The sequence below is a fragment of the Rhodanobacter aciditrophus genome (assembly GCF_042679525.1).
GTDB lineage: Bacteria > Pseudomonadota > Gammaproteobacteria > Pseudomonadales > Marinomonadaceae > Marinomonas > Marinomonas aciditrophus.
On record NZ_JBHTMN010000009.1, the window covers coordinates 153,858 to 174,530 of the forward strand.

Genomic DNA, 20,673 nt, shown 5'->3' on the forward strand with positions numbered 1-20,673 from the left:
TTAAATTTACACAAGTTATGACCAGTGTGTCGGATTTCTTGCACATTTCATTTCCTATAATGAATGAGACCTTCCCTGCACACGCTCGCCCGCAACGTGTAAAGCACGACAACAATTACAAAAGCTCAAAGAGCCTCACAACGGAGAACCCTAACTATGCAATCATTCATTGATTTCTTAAACGGAATCATCTGGAGCCCTGCGCTCATCTATCTATGCCTTGGAGCAGGCCTGTTCTACTCCATCCTAACGCGCTTCGCTCAAGTGCGTCATTTTAAAGAAATGTGGTCTTTGTTATTTAATTCCACGCCTTCTGAAAAAGGCATTTCCTCTTTCCAAGCACTGGCCGTGTCCCTTTCTGGCCGTGTTGGTACAGGTAACATCGCAGGTGTTGCAGCGGCCATCGGTTTTGGTGGTCCAGGTGCCGTATTCTGGATGTGGGTTGTAGCGTTTCTAGGTGCGAGCACGGCTTACGCTGAATCCACTCTAGGTCAAATCTACAAAGAGAGCGACGGTGGCCAGTACCGCGGTGGCCCTGCTTACTATTTTGAAAAAGGCCTACGTATGAAGTGGCTAGGGGTATTGTTTGCCCTAGCGTCTATCCTAGCCTGTGGTATTTTCCTTCCTGGTATCCAAGCTAACTCTGTGGGTAATGCTGTAGCGCAGGTATTTGGCCAAGGCGACATCATCAACACTACTTTTGGCTCAGTGGGTACGACTAAGTTAGTGGCACTAGCCGTCATCCTAGTCGTCCTTGCGTTCATCATTTTTGGTGGTATTAAGCGCATCGCTAACTTCACCCAAATCATAGTGCCATTCATGGCGATGGGCTACATCATCATGGCCTTGATCGTTGTGTTCCTTAACATCGACCAAGTTCCTGGCATTTTCGGTTTGATTATTTCTGACGCCTTCTCTGCACAAGCTGGATTCGGTGCGGCCATTGGTTGGGGTGTGAAACGTGGTGTTTACTCTAACGAAGCAGGCCAAGGTACAGGCCCTCACGCCGCTGCCGCTGCTGAAGTAGAACACCCTGCCCAGCAAGGTCTCGTTCAAGCCTTCTCTGTTTACGTAGACACGCTTTTTGTATGTACTGCCACAGCGCTGATGATCCTGATCACGCAGCAGTACAATGTTCAAGGCACTCTGCCTGACGGTCAATTCATCGTGCAAAACATTGCACCTGACGTCATTATTGCCTCTCCAGCCTTCACTCAAATGGCACTGCAGAGCATCTTTGGTGGCTTTGGTTCTGCCTTCGTTGGTATTGCACTGTTCTTCTTTGCCTTCACCACGATCTTGGCGTACTACTACATCGCTGAAACCAACGTGGCTTACCTTCGTCGCGCGCTAAACGTTAAAGTTTCTCTGACGTTGGTTAAACTATTAATCATGTTCATGGTGGCTTACGGTACAGTAAATACCGCAGGTTACATCTGGAACCTAGGTGACGTAGGCGTAGGCTTGATGGCTTGGTTGAATATCGTTGGCATCATCGCCATCTTCTTCATGGCTCGTCCAACGATGAAAGCCCTGAAAGATTACGAAGATCAAAAAGCCGCTGGCGTCGAAGAATACACCTTTGATCCAAAAGCATTGGGTATCAAGGGTGCTGATTTCTGGGAAAAACGCCTAGAGAAAAAGCGTAACGGTCAATAAGATCTAACCCAGACCTTAATGGGTCAGACATATAAAAAAGCCGCTTGGGGAAACCCAAGCGGCTTTTTTCATTATCGTTTTAACCTTATTCTAAGGTGTCTAAACCTAACTGATCTTTAATGATTTGCCCCAGGTTCGGCAGAAAATCACGGTCAGTAAAGGTCTCTGCCGACCATAAATCCGCCACCAACATGGCCTTAGGGCAATGGAAAAACAGCGCATCAATGGCCACTTTTACGACGATTTTAGGGCGCTTATTGCCCTCCATGCATAGATCCAATAAGGCGTCATCATCATGGAGACTCGCGGTGCCACGCAGGCGCACAATCTCATTGATCCCCGGCACAATAAACAACATACCGATTTCGGGAGTAAACAGAATATTTCGCAAGGTATCGATACGGTTATTACCCGGCAAATCACCAAACACTATGTGCTTATCATCCAAAATTTTGATGAAGCCCGCCTGACCACCCCGTGGAGACACATCCAAATGCCCCGATTCACCCCGACTCGTCACCAAGGCGAAGCGGCAGTGCTCAATAAACTTCGTCGTGTGTTGCTCCAAGGCAGGGATGTCTTTTTTCAACACAATGGGGTGAGGTGTTTTATAGAACTGCTGAAGCTGGTCCAGCGTGGTGATTTGACTCATAGAAAGGGCTCTTAGTGATAGCAGCTCATATTTGTATTTGAGACGCATTATTAATAGATAACTGAAGGCTATTCTATTGGGCAAGAGGCGAATACACAACTAAGAGACTGAGAAGTTTCACAGCCCATTAACGAGCAAGGTTGGCAGCAAAGGCGCCGTTCAACTCCAAGGTTTCAGATGGACGCTCACCAAATAGCTGGCGATAGTCTTTTGCAAATTGACTCATATGCCAGAATCCCCATTGGGCGGCAATATCAGAGATACTGGCGCTTTGCGAGGCACTGATCAAAGCCCTTCTGACACCATTAAGACGAGATGTTCGTAGATATTGGATGGGGCTAATGCCAATAATACTTTCAAAGGCATATTGCAGAGTGCGACGACTGACGTTCGCCACTTCACACAAATCCGTCACCGTCATGGGGGTATCGGGATTCTCTAGAATAAAACTACGGGCTCTATCCACCACCGCTTTGCGGTGATGATAACTTTGAGTTTGCGCAGGCTCAGGCGTTTCCGCTTGCAATACTTCTAGTAAGGCCATCATAACCAAATCATGGGACATGCGATTAGTGGTGACATGGCCACTGGGGTTGCCCAATAGGCGCTCTAACAGAAAACGCACGTCCTTCAGGGTTTGCTCAGGCAATGCCAAGCGCCCGTGCTCCGTTAGCTCGGACCAATTTAAGGTCATCCCATGAATGTTCGCCATGCGCAACAAGGTTTCCTGTTGCACCACCATGCCAAATAGGTCGTAGGATTCCGGAGTAGTAAGCTGAAACTCACAATCCCCCGGGCGACACATGATGTTATTCGTTCGTACGGACAAGCCATTAATGCGACAGGGTTCTTGCTTATCAAGGGGAATCCCAAGCCAGACAGATTCCGGCCAAACAATGCATTTTTGTTGCAATGCCTGGCTGGTACTTTCTTTGAAAACCTGCAGGTCCTCAAACGGCAGCTCAATGATACTGCCACGGAACTCGCCACGACTGGTCTGATCGTATTCTTGACGCCAATTGGTCAAATTTGCCGCATGCAAATCCGCATCAGACGCTTCTTTGTACGTGAGGGAAACGCCCTGAATTGGTGCATTAGCAGTTTGTTGAACGGACATTTAAAGACTCCGAATATCAAATTCGCGCAAATCAAATCGCACACCTCACACTAAGCGATTGATTTATATGCATTAATTATTATTGCCAAATTTCGATAACACTGTGTATCGAACATTTATAACAATGTAACGGTTAATGGGAATAAACCCCAGCAAATCTTGTGCCGTGACCCACAATGTCACCAAAAAGGCCTGAAACAACCGTCGGAACCGCTCCTATGACAAAAACGCAATACCAGTTTCACCACACTATGGGCGAACGTACATTTGGTTTTAAAAACCTTGCTGACCTGATGGCTAAAGCCACGCCTGCTCGCTCTGGTGACCGCCTTGCTGGGGTCGCCGCAGACACGGCGGAAGAGCGTGCCGTTGCCCAGATGACACTGGCGGATGTCCCGTTAAAACAATTCCTCGAAGACCTACTGATCCCCTACGAGGATGATGAAATCACTCGTATGATCATAGACGATCATGACAAAATTGCCTTTGCTCCCATTTCTCACCTGACGGTAGGTGGCTTTCGCGATTGGTTGCTCAGTGATTTAGCCACCCCGAGCGTACTGCAAAGTATCCGTCCAGGTGTTACACCGGAAATGGCGGCAGCGGTTAGCAAAATCATGCGAAATCAAGACCTGATCCTTGTGGCGAAAAAGTGCCATGTTAAAACAGCGTTTCGTAACACCATAGGCCTACCGGGCCACCTTTCTACTCGCTTGCAACCAAACCATCCAACTGATGATTTAACTGGTATTGCCGCCAGTATTTTAGACGGTCTCATGTATGCCAATGGCGACGCAGTTATCGGCATCAATCCAGCGACAGATAACGTTGCCCAAGCCTGCCGCTTGATGAAGATGATGGACGAAGTCATTCAGCACTATGAGATTCCGACCCAATCTTGCGTTTTGACCCACGTGACCAACACAATCGAATGCATCGAACAAGGCGCCCCCGTGGATCTCGTGTTTCAATCCATTGGAGGCACCCAAGCGACCAACGACAGTTTTGGCTTCAACTTAGCGACGCTAGCGGAAGCCCAAGCGGCGGCCTTGTCCCTTAACCGTGGCACCGTTGGCAACAACGTGATGTATTTCGAAACCGGCCAAGGCAGCTCCTTATCTGCCAATGCTCACCACAATGTCGACCAACAAACCTGTGAAGCAAGAGCCTATGCAGTGGCTCGTAAATTTGACCCACTGCTCGTTAACACAGTGGTCGGCTTTATCGGCCCTGAGTATTTATTCAATGGTAAAGAGATTACCCGTGCAGGCCTTGAAGACCATTTCTGCGCAAAATTATTGGGACTGCCCATGGGCTGTGACGTGTGTTACACCAACCACGCCCAAGCCGATCAAAACGACATGGATAACCTGATGACCTTGCTGGCTGTGGCGGGATGCACCTTCATCATGGGCATACCGGGCTCCGACGACATCATGCTCAACTACCAAACCACCTCGTTCCATGATGCCATGTACGTACGACAAGCTTTAGGACTGGCCCCTTCACCAGAATTTGACCGTTGGCTGAAACAAGCCCAGATCCTAAGCGATGACCAGTTTACGCTGAATCATAAAATCCCCCGTGCTTTTGAGCATTCCCTAAACCGATTGCTGGGGGACAACTGATATGAAGCGTATTTTTCCAACCCATCCAACCGATGAACCCGTTATTGATAACGCTTGGGATCGATTACGCTCCTTTACTGATGCCCGCATCGGGTTAGGACGTGCGGGGGTCAGCGTACCAACGCGCCACTTACTAGCGTTTCAATTGGCCCATGCCCAAGCAATCGATGCAGTGCACTCTCCACTCAATGTCGAGGGGTTACTCGAGACGCTGACCGCACAAGATTGGTGTCCAGCGGGACAACCACTACGTTTGCATAGCCAAGCCGAGCATAGAGACATGTATTTGCAGCGTCCTGACTATGGTCGTGTATTAAATGAAGCCTCCCAGCAAACCCTAAAAGATCACAATGGCCCAGCCTATGACTTGGCCATTGTCATCGTCGATGGTTTATCTGCACTGGCCATTGAAGAGAATACTTTACCCTTTTTATCCAAGTTGATTCCGGCGCTAACTGACGCGCCAGAACCTTGGTCTATCGCTCCATTGTGTGTGGTGGAGCAAGGTCGTGTCGCCATTGGCGACCACGTAGGTGAGTTACTCAACGCCCGTTGCGTCATTGTGTTGGTTGGGGAACGTCCGGGCCTGAGCTCCCCAGACAGTATGGGGTTATACCTTACTTGGGGGCCGAAAAAAGGCCTCACCGACGCCTACCGTAATTGTATTTCTAACATTCGATTTGCGGGTCTGAACCACCAAGACGCTAGCCGCAAAGCTTTCTACTTACTGAGCGAAGCGAGGACTAAAAAATTGTCAGGGGTGCAGTTAAAAGACCGCACAGACGACTCCGTGCTAGAGCACGACAACCATAACGAAAACTTTTTGATATCACATAACTAACTAAAAAATATCAACTCAAGGGGAACTCCAATGGCAGATCAACTCGATCAGGAATATTTGGCGAAACGCCAATTAAAACGCGGTACCGCAGGCTGGCTTTTGTTAGCTGGGCTCGGTGTCTCATATGTTATCTCAGGCGACTTCGCTGGCTGGAACTTCGGTATCGGTGAAGCGGGCTGGGGCGGTTTTGCAATCGCTGCCGTACTCATGGGCCTTATGTACCTTACGTTAGTACTGTCCCTCGCCGAAATGTCAGCGTCTATCCCAGCAGCGGGGGGCGGTTACAGCTTTGCTCGACAAGCAATGGGACCTGTGGGTGGTTACATGACGGGCTTGGCGGTATTAATTGAATATGCTCTCGCACCAGCAGCCATAGTAATCTTCATTGGCTCAGCCGTGGAAGAACTGCTTGGGTTCAATGGCCCAGTGGTTTACGCCCTATTCTATCTGGTGTTTATCGGTATCCACTTAGCAGGTGTCGGTGAAGCCCTCAAAGTCATGATGGTGATTTCAGGCCTAGCAGTGGTTGCTATTCTAGGTACCGCGGTTGCTTTGATTGGTGATTTCGATGCTTCGCGTCTATTCGACATTGCGCCAACTGATGCTGCGGGCGCATCCGAATTCATGCCATTTGGTTGGTACGGTGTATGGGCGGCTTTGCCATTCGCCATGTGGTTGTTCCTAGCGGTTGAAGGTGTCCCTCTGGCGGCAGAAGAAGCGAAAAACCCAGCGAAAGATGTGCCAAAAGGCATTATCGGCGCCATGATCTTCCTACTGTTTACAGCCGTGCTTGTGGTCTTCTTGCTGGCAGGTGTGACCGGTGCTGAAGCCATTGGTAGCAGTGCTGTGCCGCTAGTTGATGCCTTGAACGTGGCCGGTAAGCCAGTGCTTGCAACCACAGTCAACGTACTTGCCCTAGCGGGTTTGGTGGCGTCTTTCTTCTCCATCATCTATGGCTACAGCCGTTTGGTCTTTGCCTTGTCCCGCGCAGGTTACTTGCCAAAAGGCCTGTCTGTTACGAACGAACGTAAAGTACCTGCCCGCGCGCTGATCGTACCTGGTGTCTTTGGTTTCCTAGCGTCTCTAACAGGTGAAGGCGACCTTATGCTTGGTATGGCCGTAGTAGGTGCTACCGTATCTTACGCATTGATGGCCTTGAGCCACATCCTATTGCGCGTGAAGCAGCCAGATATGGAACGTCCTTACAAAACCCCTGGTGGTGTAGTGACGTCTAGTATTGCATTGGTACTGTCATTGGTGGCGCTCACGGGTGTTTATGCCTACGACCCACGTGCTTTCATGTACACACTGGCACTGTTCGTGATTGGCGCTGCTTACTTCTTCTTGTACAGCCGTAGCCGCTTGGTTGCCAAAACACCGGAAGAAGAGTTCAACATGTTAGCCGCAGCAGAAGCAGAGTTATAAGCTCAAGTCCTGTGAACTAACGGAACTTATAAATGCCCTACGCACCCTAAATGCGTGGGGCATTTTTAGGTTTTCGAGGCGGTAAATGGCTCAAGATGCTACGACGGGCACGTTTCAACAAAGTCTCAATGGGATACCACCATTGCCCCCACACACTCTTTTGATCAATGATTTGCCCCGTCCCGTACTGCAACGCTTGGTCATCGTCTCCTGGCACCCAACTGCCAAACAAACGGTCCCAGATGGCTAAGGTCACACCAAAGTTACGATCATAATGAATCCGCGCCTTAGAGTGATGAATCTGATGCTGTGCAGGGGAAATAAACCAACGCTCAACGACTGCTCCAAAACTCAAAACCACTTGTGAGTGCCGTAGATTCGCTCCGAGCAGGTTAAAAATGAAGGTCGTCCCCAACACCCCAAAGATCTGCCACAGACTCACTTGATTTGGAAACAGCACCACAAACAAGCTGACAACCACACTTTGTGTTCCAAGAGAGCGTAAAAAAAAGATCCCTCCTTCTACTGGGTGCGTTCGAAATACCGTAAACGGAGTCAGCACAGTGGCGCTATGATGCACTTGGTGAAATAGCCACAAGGTAGGTACCTTGTGTAATAACCAATGAGTAAAGAAACGAGAGAAGTCATCCAATAGAAAATAGCTCAAAGAAAAGAGCCCAATCACCACTGGGGTAGGCCAACCCAACGCTAAGTCCCCCAAACCTATGGATTGCCAGAAAAAATACAGCCAGCTGACCCACGCCATGTGAGTCAGGGCTTTTGGAATCACCAGTGCAAGCACTAAGCGATTGATCAACCACAAACCAAAATCCGTTCGTGATGAAGGGTGCAGCCAAATCCTCGGTGATAAAAGCGGTCCAAGCCGGCGCAAGCCATTGCGGCCATAGCGCCAAGTGAACAACCCACAGGCAACCATCAATGCTGACACCAGATATAGCCAGGACACACGTTTTTGCATATCCAATAGGGACGAGCCTGCCATAGCAAGCTCCCCCGTTAACCATACCCAATAAGTGTCTAGCATGGAGTGATTTAGTCGTTTTCAGCGCTGTGAGACGCAGAGTTCAACTGTTTAAGCACGTTACTCATGCCGCCAGTTTTATCTTTCTGCTTACCTTCCAAAGCAAAGCTTTGTGCCAGTAAGTTTTGAACCTTAAGCATGTTCAGTTTGTATTCTTGCATGGTGCCGACATTGCTTTGAATAAAGCCGCCTTTACCATCCAATGCAACCACTTGAGCACCACCGAATACCACTGGGCTAAAGCCAATCAAACGGTCTAAGTCCGATTGTGTTTTACCTAGGTCACGGCCTGCTGCTTCTAGCGCTAAGGCGAAGCCTTTTAACTCACCCCAATGCTTCACATAGTTACGGTAGGCTTTAGTGACGTCCCCATGGGCTTCTTCAATGATGGCAATTTTCTCTAGGTCCTCATAGACGCTACCAGCATATTTGAAGGCTGCTTCAGCAATCACCTGCTGCCAAGCGGTAGCAATTGTCGCGGCATAGGCTTTTAATTCTGCACGTTGCGCATCCGTCAGGGCTTCGCCTTTGGCATCACTGATTAACTGACGACCATCCACAAAGGCTTGCATAATGGTATGGAAGTAATTTGTGCCAGCACTCGCATCGGTCCCTGCAGCATAGTAAGCATGGGCGTATGCCATCTCAGATTTCAAATCCACAACGCCATCACCATTTGCATCCGCTTTAGCAAACACACTTGGATCTCGCTTAGTGATTTGCACCACTTCTTTCGCTGTCAAAGATAGACCATTAGCAGGGGCTCCAAAGTAACCAAACGCTTCGTCCCAAACATGTTCTTTACCTGTGTAGGCAGTGCCATCTTTGTAAGGCGCATTGTTAGGGTGTTGGTCTGCTTCTAGCTTCTCTTCTAGATAATGGTTCACAGCTTTGTTGTAAAACACAGCCCCCATGGCAAACTTAGACACCAATTGTGTGTAGTCGTAGCCATTAACAGGGTCATATCCGTTTTTGCTTTGACTCGCAGCAGCCACAAGCTGCTCCAACAGCTCTTGACCCGTTGGATTGCCCGGCCAACCCGTGATTACGCCATCATAAGCACTAGAGAGTAAATCTTTACCAGAGGACAACTCATCGATTGTGGATTGTTTGATGGCAAAACCTTCTTTAGACGCTGGGTCGAGAATTGCCAAGTCACTTACGCCACCTTTTAGGTAATGCTGCATTTGCTCAGTATCGCCACTGGAGACAGCCTTTTTAAGACTATTATGTAGCGCATGACGTGCAATCTGCCCCCCATAAGAGACCGAACTCGTCTCGGAGCCGTCATACCCCTTAAGAGTGATACCAAATTCATAAGGTTGCGCTGCCATCGCACTGGCAGAACAGGCTACTAACATACTCACAATCGTTTTTTTCATATTATTGTCCTTAGTAGGTTTTAAAAACGGTTGACCAAATCAACTACATTAGGTTTTGCTAATATGAAAGTTATCAATCTTAATAACCATTATCAATATTGATTTTAGTATTAGGTTATTACCTAACTCCTTATAACCTTTTGAATCACACATACATCGTGAAAAAACATTCATTTTATAGGCCGACTAGCCCATAAAAAGCTTTCCTTAACGCTAAAAAAAACTAATATCAAACTCTCTTTGACGCCCTCTGAGCGGGAACTTGCAACATGCTAAATCCAGAATTTACAGATCTACTTAAACGCCTCATTCGCGCGCCATCCGTAGTGGGTGCGGAACACTCTTTCTTTCGCGTATTACAACGTGAGTTAGAAGAGCGCGGAGCAAAGGTAACATGGTACGAAGGCGTACTCGTTGCCCAAGGGACGAACCCTTTCAGCGCCATGTTTTCTGCTCACATTGATCGCCATGGTTTAGTCTGTACCGGCCCCAATGAATTTCAGTATGCGGCGTTTGTCTCCGCAAACCGCACCGACTTACTCAATAACTCAGTGTCCGAACAGCTTATGAATAAGGTCACCGAGCGCTTCAACCAAGAGCGTGTCTATGCTTATGAGCCTTGGTCTGGGGTGTATCGTTGTAAAGGGGTAATCGAAAACGGCTATATTTGTGAATTCCGTAACAACCTTATTTTTGAAGTGAGTGGACTAGAAGCGGTCGATGCTGGAACTCCAGTGGCTTTTGAGGACAGTCTCACGACACGCAATGGCCGTCTTGAAGGACAGTTGGATAACGTCATCACCGCCGCAGCCCTGGTACACCTATTTAGCCTAGGTTTTAAAGGCACCGCATTTTTCACCGCTCAAGAAGAGTCCGGTAAAAGCTGGCGCTACCTGTTGGAATGGTTCCGCCGCTTTGGTGGCACCACAAACCGTCTATTTGTGGTGGATACCAGCCCCTTCCCTGACGAAGAAGCGGCCAACGAACAATTACTGGTACTGCGTGAAAAGGACGCCAACGCCAGTTTCAATGCTGACAGCACGGCGCTTCTACAAAATTTATGCCTAGAACGTGGCTTATCATTCCTTTATAAAGATCACTATGTAGAAGCACAAAATGAGAAGCTGATTGCCAAAGGGCAAACACCCCATTCTCTGGGCAGTACGGAGCTTGGTCGCATCATCGCCGCCTCCAATGGCTTAGTGGATGGCACCACGATTCAAATTCCGACCACTGGGTATCACACCATGCATGAGTCAGCGTCTATCGAGTCGGTAGAAGCCTTTTTAACCGTCCTCAAAGCCGTGGCACATCTACCAGAAGCGGAGCCAGAGATACATTACTAGATTATTTAGGCAAGGCATCGGTTACTTCGATGCCTTTTTTCTCAATTTTCTCCATCCCAACAGGTTTGGACCGTCAATCCACCTTCTTATCTCATGACACAATTGTAAAGACGCATAGCCAATCTTAAGGAAAAGACGCAGCGACGCTGCCTAGGATGGGTATTTCTCTGCAAAGTTAGCTCACAATTGTCTCTGTAAAAATTTCTTGTGCAAAAGTGGTGTAATCACCACCCCTGCTTTACCTACCTAAACAGCCCTTTTCCCTAGGAGCTTTGTGTAAGAAACCACTCCTCTGTAAAGGCCATGTCAACAAACGCCAAACACCTCTCAAGCCCCACAATTCCTACATTTTTTGTGTCAACACACGCTGAAAAAAAGTGCGGTAAGCTGATCTCAACTTGAATGACACGTTCCAACTAAGGAGAGAAAACATGTCTAAGCTATTCAATAAAAACGCCGTGTTCAGCAGCATCTTAGCCGCTACAGCTGTTGCTACAGCTGCTCATGCAGCACAGCCACAAGCAGGTTTCACAGTAACGCCTAATATTGGCTACACCAACACTGATGGTGATCGAAATATCAACGATGACAGCACCTACGGCATTGGATTGGGTTACCAATTCGACAGTCCATGGGCCATCGAGTTTAACTACCTGAATGCAGACAGTGAGCTGAGTAATGGTCAAGACGTAGATGCTGATCAATACCGCTTAGACGGTCTATACCATTTCGTCAACGAATCTAACTTCACACCTTATGTGGCAGCAGGTTTGGGCGCTACAAACTACAGTGACAACGTAGATGGCGATGGCAACACCCAGTTTAATGCGGGTGGTGGTATTAAATACGCCATGACAAACAACCTAGCACTTCGTGCAGATTACCGTGTTTTGGAAGACCTAGAAGATGATTACACCGATCAAGTGGCGACACTTGGCTTACAAATGACCTTTGGTGGAAGTGACAAGAGCGCAACACAAGTCGTAGCCACCAATGACACAGAGATCACTCAAGTTGAAGAAGAACCAGTTCAAGAAGTGGTAGAGCCCACTCCTGAGCCAGTCATAACTCAAATCGAACCTGAGCCTGAGCCAGAGCCAGTACAACCAACTCGTACGGTCTTGCCATACAATGTTGAGTTCGCTTTTGATTCAGCAGCCGTTAGCCAATCAAGCTACCCAGAGATCCAAGAGATCGCTGCTCACTTGAACGCTCACCCTGATCAAATCGCTCAAATTCAAGGTTACTCAGATGGCACAGGTAAGCCTGAATACAATCTTGAGTTGTCAGAAAAACGCGCCAAGTCTGTTGCAGACGTTCTAGTAGAAGACTTTGGCATCAGCTCTGATCGCATTGAGACAATCGGTTACGGTGAGCAAAACCCATTAGTAGCTAACACAACTCAAGAAAACCGTGCCCTAAACCGTCGTGTAACGACAGTAGTGTTCGGCACTCGAGACGACTTTGAAATGTTGACAGCTCGATAAACCAATACACACTCAGTTGGTTCCTTTAAGCCAGAGCTCCTGCTCTGGCTTTTTTTGTTCGTAGCTCACCAGTAACGTTCCTAGTATGTGATGAAAGCGTTAGCTCAGGTTTAGCTTTTGCAAAGTCTGCCTACAATGCGTAAAACCAGAAGCCTGAGGTCATATTTTTCATTAGATTAGCTCTACAACAAAGGAGAGATCTATGAAATCAATTATCACCCCTAGATTGTTTACGGTACGCACGCCACTCATGAGTGCGATGATGGTTTCCGTATTACTATTATCAGGATGTTCAGTTCATAAAGTCGCTGGGGAGATCGCCGGTGTGGACGTTGAAGCCAGCCGTGGTGATAAAGACAATGACCATCATGCACACAGCTCTTCAGGTAATGGTGGCTTCTGCCCACCAGGCCACCGCAAAAAAGGCAGCTGCTAATTGCTACAAATAAAAAAAGGCGATGTGCTTAACACATCGCCTTTTTTATACCTGTTTATTAAGAGCTGATTAGGCTTCGAAACGACTTAGGTCTTGAAGTGGGTAGAAGTCTGGGTATGGAAGAGACGCCACACCAGAATCCACAGCCGCTTTTGCTACCGCTGCTGAGACTTCTGTAAGCAAACGTGCATCCATTGGCTTAGGTAGAATGTACTCTTTGCCAAACTCTAGTGCAGCGCCGCCGTATGCGTTGATAACGTCCTGCGGAGCAGGCTCTTTCGCTAGATCTTTCAACGCGTGAACCGCAGCCACTTTCATCTCTTCGTTGATCTTAGTTGCTCGAACATCTAACGCGCCACGGAAGATGAATGGGAAGCCCAGTACGTTGTTTACTTGGTTCGGGTAGTCAGAACGACCAGTAGCCATGATCAAGTCAGAGCGGGCAGCCAGTGCCGCTTCTGGGTTGATCTCAGGATCAGGGTTTGAACAAGCGAAGACAACAGGGTTAGCCGCCATCTTGTTTAGCTGATCAACCGTCAATAGATCTGGACCAGATACACCGATGAATACGTCTGCGCCATCGATTGCGTCGTCAAGGTTACGAGCGTCTGTGTCGATAGCAAATGTTGCTTTGTATTCGTTTAGGTCATCACGACCAGAGTGAATCACACCCTTACGGTCAAGAACAAAGATGTTTTCGCGTTTCGCGCCACAGGCAATGATTAGGTTCATACACGCTGTCGCAGCGGCACCGGCACCTAAACAAACGATTTTCGCTTCTTCAATGGCTTTGCCTTGAAGCTCTAGAGCGTTCAGAAGACCTGCCGCCGTTACGATCGCTGTACCGTGCTGGTCATCGTGGAATACTGGAATAGAACAACGCTCGATCAACTGACGTTCGATTTCAAAACACTCAGGCGCTTTAATATCTTCCAAGTTGATGCCGCCGTATGTGTTGGCGATGCGTGCCACAGTGTCAATGAAGGCTTCTGGGCTTTCTGCTTCTACTTCAACGTCTACAGAGTTTACGCCAGCGAAACGCTTGAACAGTACGCCTTTACCTTCCATTACTGGCTTAGATGCCAATGGACCAATGTTGCCTAGGCCAAGTACTGCAGAACCGTCAGAAATAACTGCCACTAGGTTACCTTTACCTGTGTAGCGGTAAGCGGTTTCAGGATCTTTTGCAATCTCACGGCATGGCTCAGCAACGCCTGGGCTGTAGGCCAATGACAAATCGCGAGAAGTCGCTGTTGGCTTGCTGATCGTGATGTTTAATTTGCCTGGTACCGGTTTCTCATGGTACTCAAGGGCGGCTTTCATTAAATCTTCTGCCATTTTTATATTCCGTCTATTTAGTATTTAGTGTTGTTCGTTGCTTATGCAGCATATGGCACCTAGTTCAACAATCAGATCGGTAAACGCTCTTTGGTTGATAAGGGCCTTTATAATAGTAGTTATCAGTGTCGTCGTTGCGACGGGTCAATTCTACGTAAGTCTAACGGATGTTTCACCGTTAAAACGTTCGATTTGAAGCGATCGCTCTTACGATTCTTACGTTGATACTGCCAACCACGCACTTCCACAGCTTCTCCTTGGAGAAAAAATACCTCTTTTTCGGTCCAAAGATGTTCTGCTGAAGGGGGCAAATTGATCACCAGATCCCATTCGGTTTCTAGCCACCAGCCTCCTCGATTGTGAGTGACAGAGGTAATGATAGGTCGTGCTACCGTAAAGCCAGCTTGTGGCTGCCATGACGGTGGATGTTGCCATACCCCTCGCTGCGCGACGCGCGCTTCTTGCTCTGCTTGATCAAAGCAGTCCTGATATTTCAGGTTAGGGGGTATCGCGATCCGATACCCCAGTCCGTCCGATAGTAACTGACTTGATATCGAGGCTCGATCTTTCGTAAATAAATAATACAACTTGCGACCATAATGGTCTTCATCTTCCTGCGCAGCTTGCCAATACACGACGTTATCAGGAATCAATGCCATCAAACGCTCTTTGGCTGCGACAGCAAAGGCTTCATGCTTACCATGCTGATGATCTAGCTCTGGTGTGTTCACGCCAATCAAACGAATCTTGCGTCCGTCTTTTAGGTGTACCGTATCACCATCTACAACACGACTCACCGTGCCTGGGAAGATATCGCCTTGTGCCAAGCACATGGCTTGTCCCAAGGCTGGCAGGCATAAAAAAAGCGCCAAGCTGAGGGCTTGACGCTTTTTTAAAATACTCATGCGTTCAATCCACCAATTACTTAGTAGAACGACGAGCTCCGAAACGCTTCTTAAAGCGATCAACACGACCACCAGTATCAAGCATTTTTTGCTGACCTGTGTAGAACGGGTGGCACTGGCTACATACGTCGATGTGTAGGTCGTTGCCTAGAGTCGAATTAAGAGAAAGAGTGTTACCGCAAGTACAAGTTGCAGTCACTTTAGAGTAGTTTGGGTGGATATCTTTTTGCATCGTTTTTTACCTTAAGGTTGGTGTGCCGCCACTTGGTCAACGCTTTTGCCAAGCACCGCACGATTCGTTGTACATCAATTGTACAGTGGTACCAAGAGCCGCGTATTTTAGGGGGCAAAGCACCATTCGGCAACCCCTTTTACGATATTTTCACTGACTGGGAGGCCACGAAAAGTTCACATTTTCTTGAGTGAGTAACGTACACTTACGTTATATACTGTGGACATTAATTTTTTCGCTGAAAAATCAAGGTATTAGTCTTTCAATGCAAGATACGTTACTGACCAAACAGCCGTACGTAAAAGTGGCACTCAATGTGCCGCTACGAGCAACGTTTGACTATAAAATCCCCAAAGCCTTGGCCTACCGCCATGAAATCTACCCGGGAATGCGGGTGAAAGTGCCGTTTGGTTCCGGCAACCGACAGACAGTCGGGCTAGTGATTGAGACCTCCGACCAGAGCGATTTCCCAGATCAACAGATCAAATCCCTAACAGCTTTGCTAGACGACAGTCCTATTATCGATAAAGCTTTATTTGACCTGTGCGCATGGGCGGCACGGTATTATCACCACCCTATTGGGGAAGTTTTTTTTCACGCATTACCCACTAGCTTGCGTAAAGGTGAAAGCGCTGACTTTCGAAGCGAAACTTGGTGGTTTGCCACAGCAGAAGGTCTGGCCACCGAGCTAGAGTCTTTGAAACGTGCCACACAACAAAAAGCGTTTTTAGAAGCCTTACAACAACATGCTAGTCACGGTCTAAGCCCCCATTTAATTTCCATATTGGAATTGAATGCTTCGGTAGCAAAAGCCTTAGAAAAAAAGGGCTTGGCTCGAAGTGAACAACGGGCCTTTAAACAAGCTCGTGAGACCCATGCTCACCAAAAGCAAGTACCTCCGACGCTCAACAATGAGCAAGCTGCCGCCACAAAAGCCCTACTGGCTATGCGCGATGAGTTCGGCGTTGCCCTTCTGGATGGTATTACTGGCAGTGGTAAGACCGAGGTGTTTTTACGTGTCATAGAAGCCATGCTCAAAGACGATAAGCAAGTGTTGGTGATGGTCCCCGAGATTGGCCTGACACCACAAACATTGCGCCGCTTTGAAAGCCGCTTCAACACGGATATAGTGCTGATGCACTCCAACATGACGGATAGGGAACGCCTAGATGCTTGGTTAATGGTTGAAAAAGGCGATGCCAAGATCATCATCGGCACTCGCTCAGCGGTTTTCATCCCAACATTAGATTTGGGGTTAATCATCATTGATGAAGAGCACGACGCCTCCTACAAGCAACACGAAGGCTTCCGTTACCATGCTCGAGACTTGGCTATCAAACGCGCCCAAGGCTTAAATATTCCTGTATTACTTGCCTCGGCGACCCCTTCTTACGAAAGCTTGGCAAATGCTCTACAAAAGCGCTTTTCATGGCTAAAGCTGCGCCAACGAGCCGGTGAGGCCGAACTCCCAGTCATGGAACGTATCGACCTGCGCGGTCAATCCTTACAACAGGGGTTCAGCGAATTAACACTGGAGCGCATGAAGCAGACCCTTGAACGCAAAGAGCAAGTACTGGTGTTTCTCAATCGTCGTGGTTATGCCCCCACACTCATGTGCCATCAATGTGGCTGGATTGCGGATTGCGACAACTGTGACGCCAACTTAACCGTCCATAAACGCGCCAACAAGCTCCACTGTCACCATTGTGACAGCCAGAAAGCCCTGATCCATACCTGTCCTGAATGCCACAGCGAGGAGCTGTTTACCGTGGGGGAAGGCACTGAACAGGTCGAAGGTGTATTGAATCAGTTCTTTAAGAATACGCCCATTTTGCGCATTGACAGAGACAGTACCCAACGCAAATCAGCCCTGACCCAGATCACCCAAAAAATCCACGAACACGATCAGGCCATCTTGGTCGGCACCCAAATGTTAGCCAAAGGGCATCACTTCCCCAACGTCACCCTAGTGGTCATAATGGACGCGGATGTGGGACTCTTTTCATCGGATTTTCGTGGCATGGAACGCACCGCCCAATTGATCACCCAAGTGTCTGGTCGTGCCGGTCGTGCGGCTAAACGCGGCCATGTGCTGCTTCAAACCTATCACCCCGAACACCCTGCCATCGAGTGCCTATGTAATCAGGGTTATGAAGCCTTTGCTATGGACGGATTACGGGAACGTCAGCAGCTTTCAATGCCACCGTTTTGTCACCAGGTCATTATTCGCGCAGAATCGGCCCAAGAACAGCAAGCCATGGGCTTATTGATGCAATTACGTAATGAATTATCCGTAGGGGTATCAGGCGACATGCAAATGATTGGCCCCTATGCCGCCATCATTGTGCGCAAGGCAGGTCAACACAGAGCTTTACTGTGTATAAAAGGCTCCCAGCGCGCCCAATTACATCAATGTATCGCTATGGCCGCCCAATGGCTTGAACAAAACACGAAAAATCAGAGGATTCGCTTTGCTATCGACGTGGATCCGCTGGAAACTTTTTAACTCTCTGCGCATAATGGGCGCACCCAACACACAATGATTTTAAGATGTTAAATTTAATGTTAATGGCCGCCAAAGGCAGCCGCCCTCGTAAAGGCGCTACTCGTAAAGCTCCACCCCCACCAAAACGCCGTGTACCTTGGTGGATGTGGTTAGTTGTGCCTGCTCTGGTTGCAGCATTTGTCTTCGTGTTGGTGAAAATCTCATCGGTTCAGCCAACGCCAAAAGCCACCTCCGCTCCGGTAGTGGCCCCTAAACCAAAACCGGTTGAACCCAAACCCACAGCACCCAAACCAGCGCCCACAAAAGAAACAACCAAAGCGCCAGCAGAAAACCGCAGGGATACCTTTGAGTTTTACCAACTGCTACAAGACAGTGAAGTAGACACCAGCCATGTGGATGCCTACCACTACACGCCCCGTGGGGAGCAAGACTTTTACTATATGGTGCAAGCGGCCTCTTTCCGCTCCAATGAAGACGCAGATCGACTGCGTGCCCAGCTGATACTTTCTGGTCTGGAAGCTTCCATTCGAGAAACCACTGGCAGCAATGGTCAGCCTTGGTACCGTGTGGTAGTGGGTCCTTTTGAAACCCGCTCCGCAGAAAACCGCGCCCAAGACAAACTGGTGGATATGGGCATCGAGTCCTACACCTACAAAGTAAAAAAAGAGCAATAACCTGCCAAGCGCTTCCAATCCCCATGGCAAGCGCTTGAAATCCCTTATCGAACCCCCATTTTGGTTAGTAATCGAATTTGGAGTAAACCATGACTACGATTCTAACCGTACGCAAAGATAACCAAGTCGTCGTTGGCGGCGATGGACAAGTTTCACTGGGCAACACTGTCATGAAAGGCAATGCTCGCAAGGTACGTCGACTTTACCGTGGCGAAGTGGTGGCAGGCTTTGCTGGCGGCACAGCCGACGCTTTTACCCTGTTTGAACGTTTTGAAGGTCAGCTTGAAAAACACCAAGGTCACCTGGTCCGAGCAGCCGTAGATTTAGCAAAAGACTGGCGCTCCGATAAAGCCCTACGCAAACTGGAAGCCATGCTGATTGTTGCCAACAAAGACAGCACTCTCATCATCACAGGGACTGGCGATGTGGTTGAACCACAGCACGGTGCACTGGCCATTGGCTCCGGTGGCAACTACGCCGAAGCGGCAGCACGCGCCCTGATCGACAACACCGACCTGAGTGCAAAAGACATTGTTGAAAAGAGTTTAAACATTGCGGCTGATATTTGTGTCTTCACCAACCACAACCTGACGATCGAAACCATTACCATTGATCCTCAGCTTGAAGACAAAACCGCCTAGCCTGTTAACCGGACAAGATTTAAGAGATGGCATTATGAGCAACATGACTCCCAGAGAAACCGTCAACGCCTTAGACCAACACATTGTCGGCCAACAAAGCGCCAAACGCGCAGTGGCCATCGCCCTGCGTAACCGCTGGCGTCGTATGCAGCTGCCAGACGACATGCGTGCGGAAGTGACACCAAAGAACATCCTCATGATCGGCCCCACTGGTGTCGGTAAAACTGAAATCGCACGCCGCCTAGCGAAACTTTCTAACGCACCATTCATCAAGATCGAAGCCACTAAGTTCACCGAAGTGGGCTATGTGGGTCGTGACGTGGATTCGATCATTCGCGACCTTGTAGAAATCTCTATCAAGATGTTCCGCGAGCAAGAAACCGAGCGCATGAAGCACAAGGCAGAAGACGCCGCAGAAGACCGCATCCTAGATGCACTGCTGCCCCCTGCTCGTGGCTTTGAAGAAGATTCAGCGAGCAATAGCACTCGCCAAAGCTTCCGTAAGAAGTTGCGAGAAGGCCAGCTAGACGACAAAGAAATCGACATCGAAGTGTCCGACTCCCCGGCTGGCGTAGAGATCATGACCCCACCGGGCATGGAAGAAATGACCAGCCAACTGCAGAGCCTGTTTTCTAACATGGGCGGCGACCGTAAGAAAAAGCGCAAGCTGACCGTCAAAGAAGCCCTGCGCCAAGTACGCGACGAAGAAGCAGCCAAACTAGTAAACGAAGACGAACTCAAAGCCCGAGCCGTAGAAGCAGTTGAGCAACACGGTATTGTCTTCCTAGACGAGATCGATAAGGTTGCTAAAAGTGGTGATCGCTCCAGTGGCGAAGTGTCTCGCGAAGGGGTACAACGAGATCTATTACCTCTGATCGAAGGCTGCACCGTCAACACCAAGTACGGCATGATCCGCACCGATCACATCTTGTTTATCGCATCTGGTGCATTCCACCTGTCTAAACCTTCGGACCTAATCCCTGAGTTGCAAGGTCGTTTACCGATTCGTGTGGAGTTGAACGCCCTAACGGTTGAAGACTTCAAACAGATCCTAACAGAGCCTAGCGCGTCCTTGACCAAGCAATACGTGGCGTTGGCGAAGACAGAGAACATTAACCTAAACTTCACAGATGAAGGTATCACCCGTATTGCGGAGATTGCCTGCCAAGTAAACGAGCGCACAGAAAACATCGGTGCTCGCCGCTTACACACAGTGCTTGAGCGCTTACTAGAGGAAGTGTCCTACTCCGCTAGTGACATGCCAGACGGTCAGCAAGTGGACATCACTGCAGCCTACGTGGATGAGCAACTAGGCGAAGTGGCTGAAAACGAAGACCTAAGCCAATACATCCTTTAACCTAA

The 20,673-nt window shown here is 48.7% G+C and carries 18 protein-coding genes; 11 read left to right on the forward strand and 7 right to left on the reverse strand.

Going from position 1 to position 20,673, the window contains the following annotated elements; translation table 11 throughout:
* The first annotated feature begins 156 nt into the window (after positions 1-156).
* Entirely contained in the window at positions 157-1,659 is a 1,503-nt protein-coding gene (locus ACFQ45_RS08700; protein WP_377366717.1) for an alanine/glycine:cation symporter family protein, read from the forward strand.
* Positions 1,660-1,744: 85 nt separating this feature from the next.
* On the opposite strand, the gene ACFQ45_RS08705 is transcribed toward ACFQ45_RS08700, so the two are convergent.
* Both ACFQ45_RS08705 and ACFQ45_RS08710 read right to left on the reverse strand, forming a co-directional pair.
* On the reverse strand, positions 1,745-2,311 hold the full coding sequence (locus tag ACFQ45_RS08705) for an MSMEG_1061 family FMN-dependent PPOX-type flavoprotein (RefSeq protein ID WP_377366719.1): 567 nt from the start codon (positions 2,309-2,311) through the stop codon (positions 1,745-1,747).
* A 127-nt stretch (positions 2,312-2,438) separates the two neighbouring features.
* Entirely contained in the window at positions 2,439-3,428 is a 990-nt protein-coding gene (locus tag ACFQ45_RS08710; RefSeq protein WP_377366720.1) for a helix-turn-helix domain-containing protein, read from the reverse strand.
* Positions 3,429-3,646: 218 nt separating this feature from the next.
* Between ACFQ45_RS08710 and ACFQ45_RS08715 the strand changes: the two genes are divergently transcribed.
* Genes ACFQ45_RS08715 through eat form a run of 3 tightly spaced genes read left to right on the forward strand, consistent with a single transcriptional unit; the run spans position 3,647 to position 7,322 of the window.
* Positions 3,647-5,056, forward strand: a complete 1,410-nt coding sequence (locus ACFQ45_RS08715) for an ethanolamine ammonia-lyase subunit EutB (protein WP_377366722.1) — start codon at positions 3,647-3,649, stop codon at positions 5,054-5,056.
* A gap of 1 nt (position 5,057) precedes the next feature.
* A complete protein-coding gene (eutC, locus tag ACFQ45_RS08720; protein ID WP_377366724.1) occupies positions 5,058-5,897 on the forward strand; it encodes an ethanolamine ammonia-lyase subunit EutC in 840 nt (279 codons plus the stop codon).
* Between the two features lie 30 nt (positions 5,898-5,927).
* Entirely contained in the window at positions 5,928-7,322 is a 1,395-nt protein-coding gene (gene eat / locus ACFQ45_RS08725) for an ethanolamine permease (protein ID WP_377366726.1), read from the forward strand.
* Between the two features lie 46 nt (positions 7,323-7,368).
* Here eat and ACFQ45_RS08730 read toward each other — a convergent pair whose 3' ends face one another.
* Together ACFQ45_RS08730 and ACFQ45_RS08735 are read right to left on the reverse strand one after the other, a co-directional pair.
* Positions 7,369-8,367, reverse strand: a complete 999-nt coding sequence (locus ACFQ45_RS08730; protein WP_377366728.1) for a sterol desaturase family protein — start codon at positions 8,365-8,367, stop codon at positions 7,369-7,371.
* Between the two features lie 8 nt (positions 8,368-8,375).
* Positions 8,376-9,746, reverse strand: coding sequence for a DUF4856 domain-containing protein (locus tag ACFQ45_RS08735; RefSeq protein ID WP_377366730.1), 1,371 nt, complete (start codon positions 9,744-9,746; stop codon positions 8,376-8,378).
* 269 nt (positions 9,747-10,015) lie between these two features.
* Here ACFQ45_RS08735 and ACFQ45_RS08740 point away from each other — a divergent pair, with 269 nt between their 5' ends.
* The 3 genes from ACFQ45_RS08740 (at position 10,016) to ACFQ45_RS08750 (ending at position 13,015) form a co-directional block, all read left to right on the forward strand.
* A complete protein-coding gene (locus ACFQ45_RS08740; protein ID WP_377366732.1) occupies positions 10,016-11,092 on the forward strand; it encodes a hypothetical protein in 1,077 nt (358 codons plus the stop codon).
* Positions 11,093-11,523: 431 nt separating this feature from the next.
* On the forward strand, positions 11,524-12,579 hold the full coding sequence (locus ACFQ45_RS08745) for an OmpA family protein (protein ID WP_377366734.1): 1,056 nt from the start codon (positions 11,524-11,526) through the stop codon (positions 12,577-12,579).
* A gap of 202 nt (positions 12,580-12,781) precedes the next feature.
* Positions 12,782-13,015 carry a hypothetical protein gene (locus tag ACFQ45_RS08750; RefSeq protein ID WP_377366735.1) on the forward strand — a complete coding sequence of 78 codons (234 nt, stop codon included), beginning with the start codon at positions 12,782-12,784 and terminating at the stop codon, positions 13,013-13,015.
* 69 nt (positions 13,016-13,084) lie between these two features.
* On the opposite strand, the gene ACFQ45_RS08755 is transcribed toward ACFQ45_RS08750, so the two are convergent.
* The 3 genes from ACFQ45_RS08755 to rpmE all read right to left on the reverse strand — a co-directional run bounded on the left by ACFQ45_RS08755 (position 13,085) and on the right by rpmE (position 15,490).
* Complete coding sequence (locus ACFQ45_RS08755; RefSeq protein WP_377366737.1) at positions 13,085-14,353, reverse strand: malic enzyme-like NAD(P)-binding protein; 1,269 nt, start codon at positions 14,351-14,353, stop codon at positions 13,085-13,087.
* 122 nt (positions 14,354-14,475) lie between these two features.
* Positions 14,476-15,258 carry a thermonuclease family protein gene (locus tag ACFQ45_RS08760; protein ID WP_377366739.1) on the reverse strand — a complete coding sequence of 261 codons (783 nt, stop codon included), beginning with the start codon at positions 15,256-15,258 and terminating at the stop codon, positions 14,476-14,478.
* A 16-nt stretch (positions 15,259-15,274) separates the two neighbouring features.
* Positions 15,275-15,490, reverse strand: coding sequence for a 50S ribosomal protein L31 (rpmE, locus tag ACFQ45_RS08765; RefSeq protein WP_377366741.1), 216 nt, complete (start codon positions 15,488-15,490; stop codon positions 15,275-15,277).
* A 265-nt stretch (positions 15,491-15,755) separates the two neighbouring features.
* Here rpmE and ACFQ45_RS08770 point away from each other — a divergent pair, with 265 nt between their 5' ends.
* The 4 genes from ACFQ45_RS08770 (at position 15,756) to hslU (ending at position 20,668) form a co-directional block, all read left to right on the forward strand.
* The gene (locus tag ACFQ45_RS08770) at positions 15,756-17,996 is read left to right on the forward strand and encodes a primosomal protein N' (protein WP_377366743.1); all 2,241 of its coding nucleotides are present in this window, start codon (positions 15,756-15,758) and stop codon (positions 17,994-17,996) included.
* A 44-nt stretch (positions 17,997-18,040) separates the two neighbouring features.
* Positions 18,041-18,670 (forward strand): SPOR domain-containing protein, encoded by a 630-nt coding sequence (locus ACFQ45_RS08775; protein WP_377366745.1) that lies wholly within the window; start codon positions 18,041-18,043, stop codon positions 18,668-18,670.
* An 89-nt stretch (positions 18,671-18,759) separates the two neighbouring features.
* Positions 18,760-19,311 (forward strand): ATP-dependent protease subunit HslV, encoded by a 552-nt coding sequence (gene hslV / locus ACFQ45_RS08780; RefSeq protein ID WP_377366747.1) that lies wholly within the window; start codon positions 18,760-18,762, stop codon positions 19,309-19,311.
* A 34-nt stretch (positions 19,312-19,345) separates the two neighbouring features.
* Complete coding sequence (gene hslU / locus ACFQ45_RS08785; protein WP_452600452.1) at positions 19,346-20,668, forward strand: ATP-dependent protease ATPase subunit HslU; 1,323 nt, start codon at positions 19,346-19,348, stop codon at positions 20,666-20,668.
* The last annotated feature ends 5 nt before the right edge of the window (positions 20,669-20,673 follow it).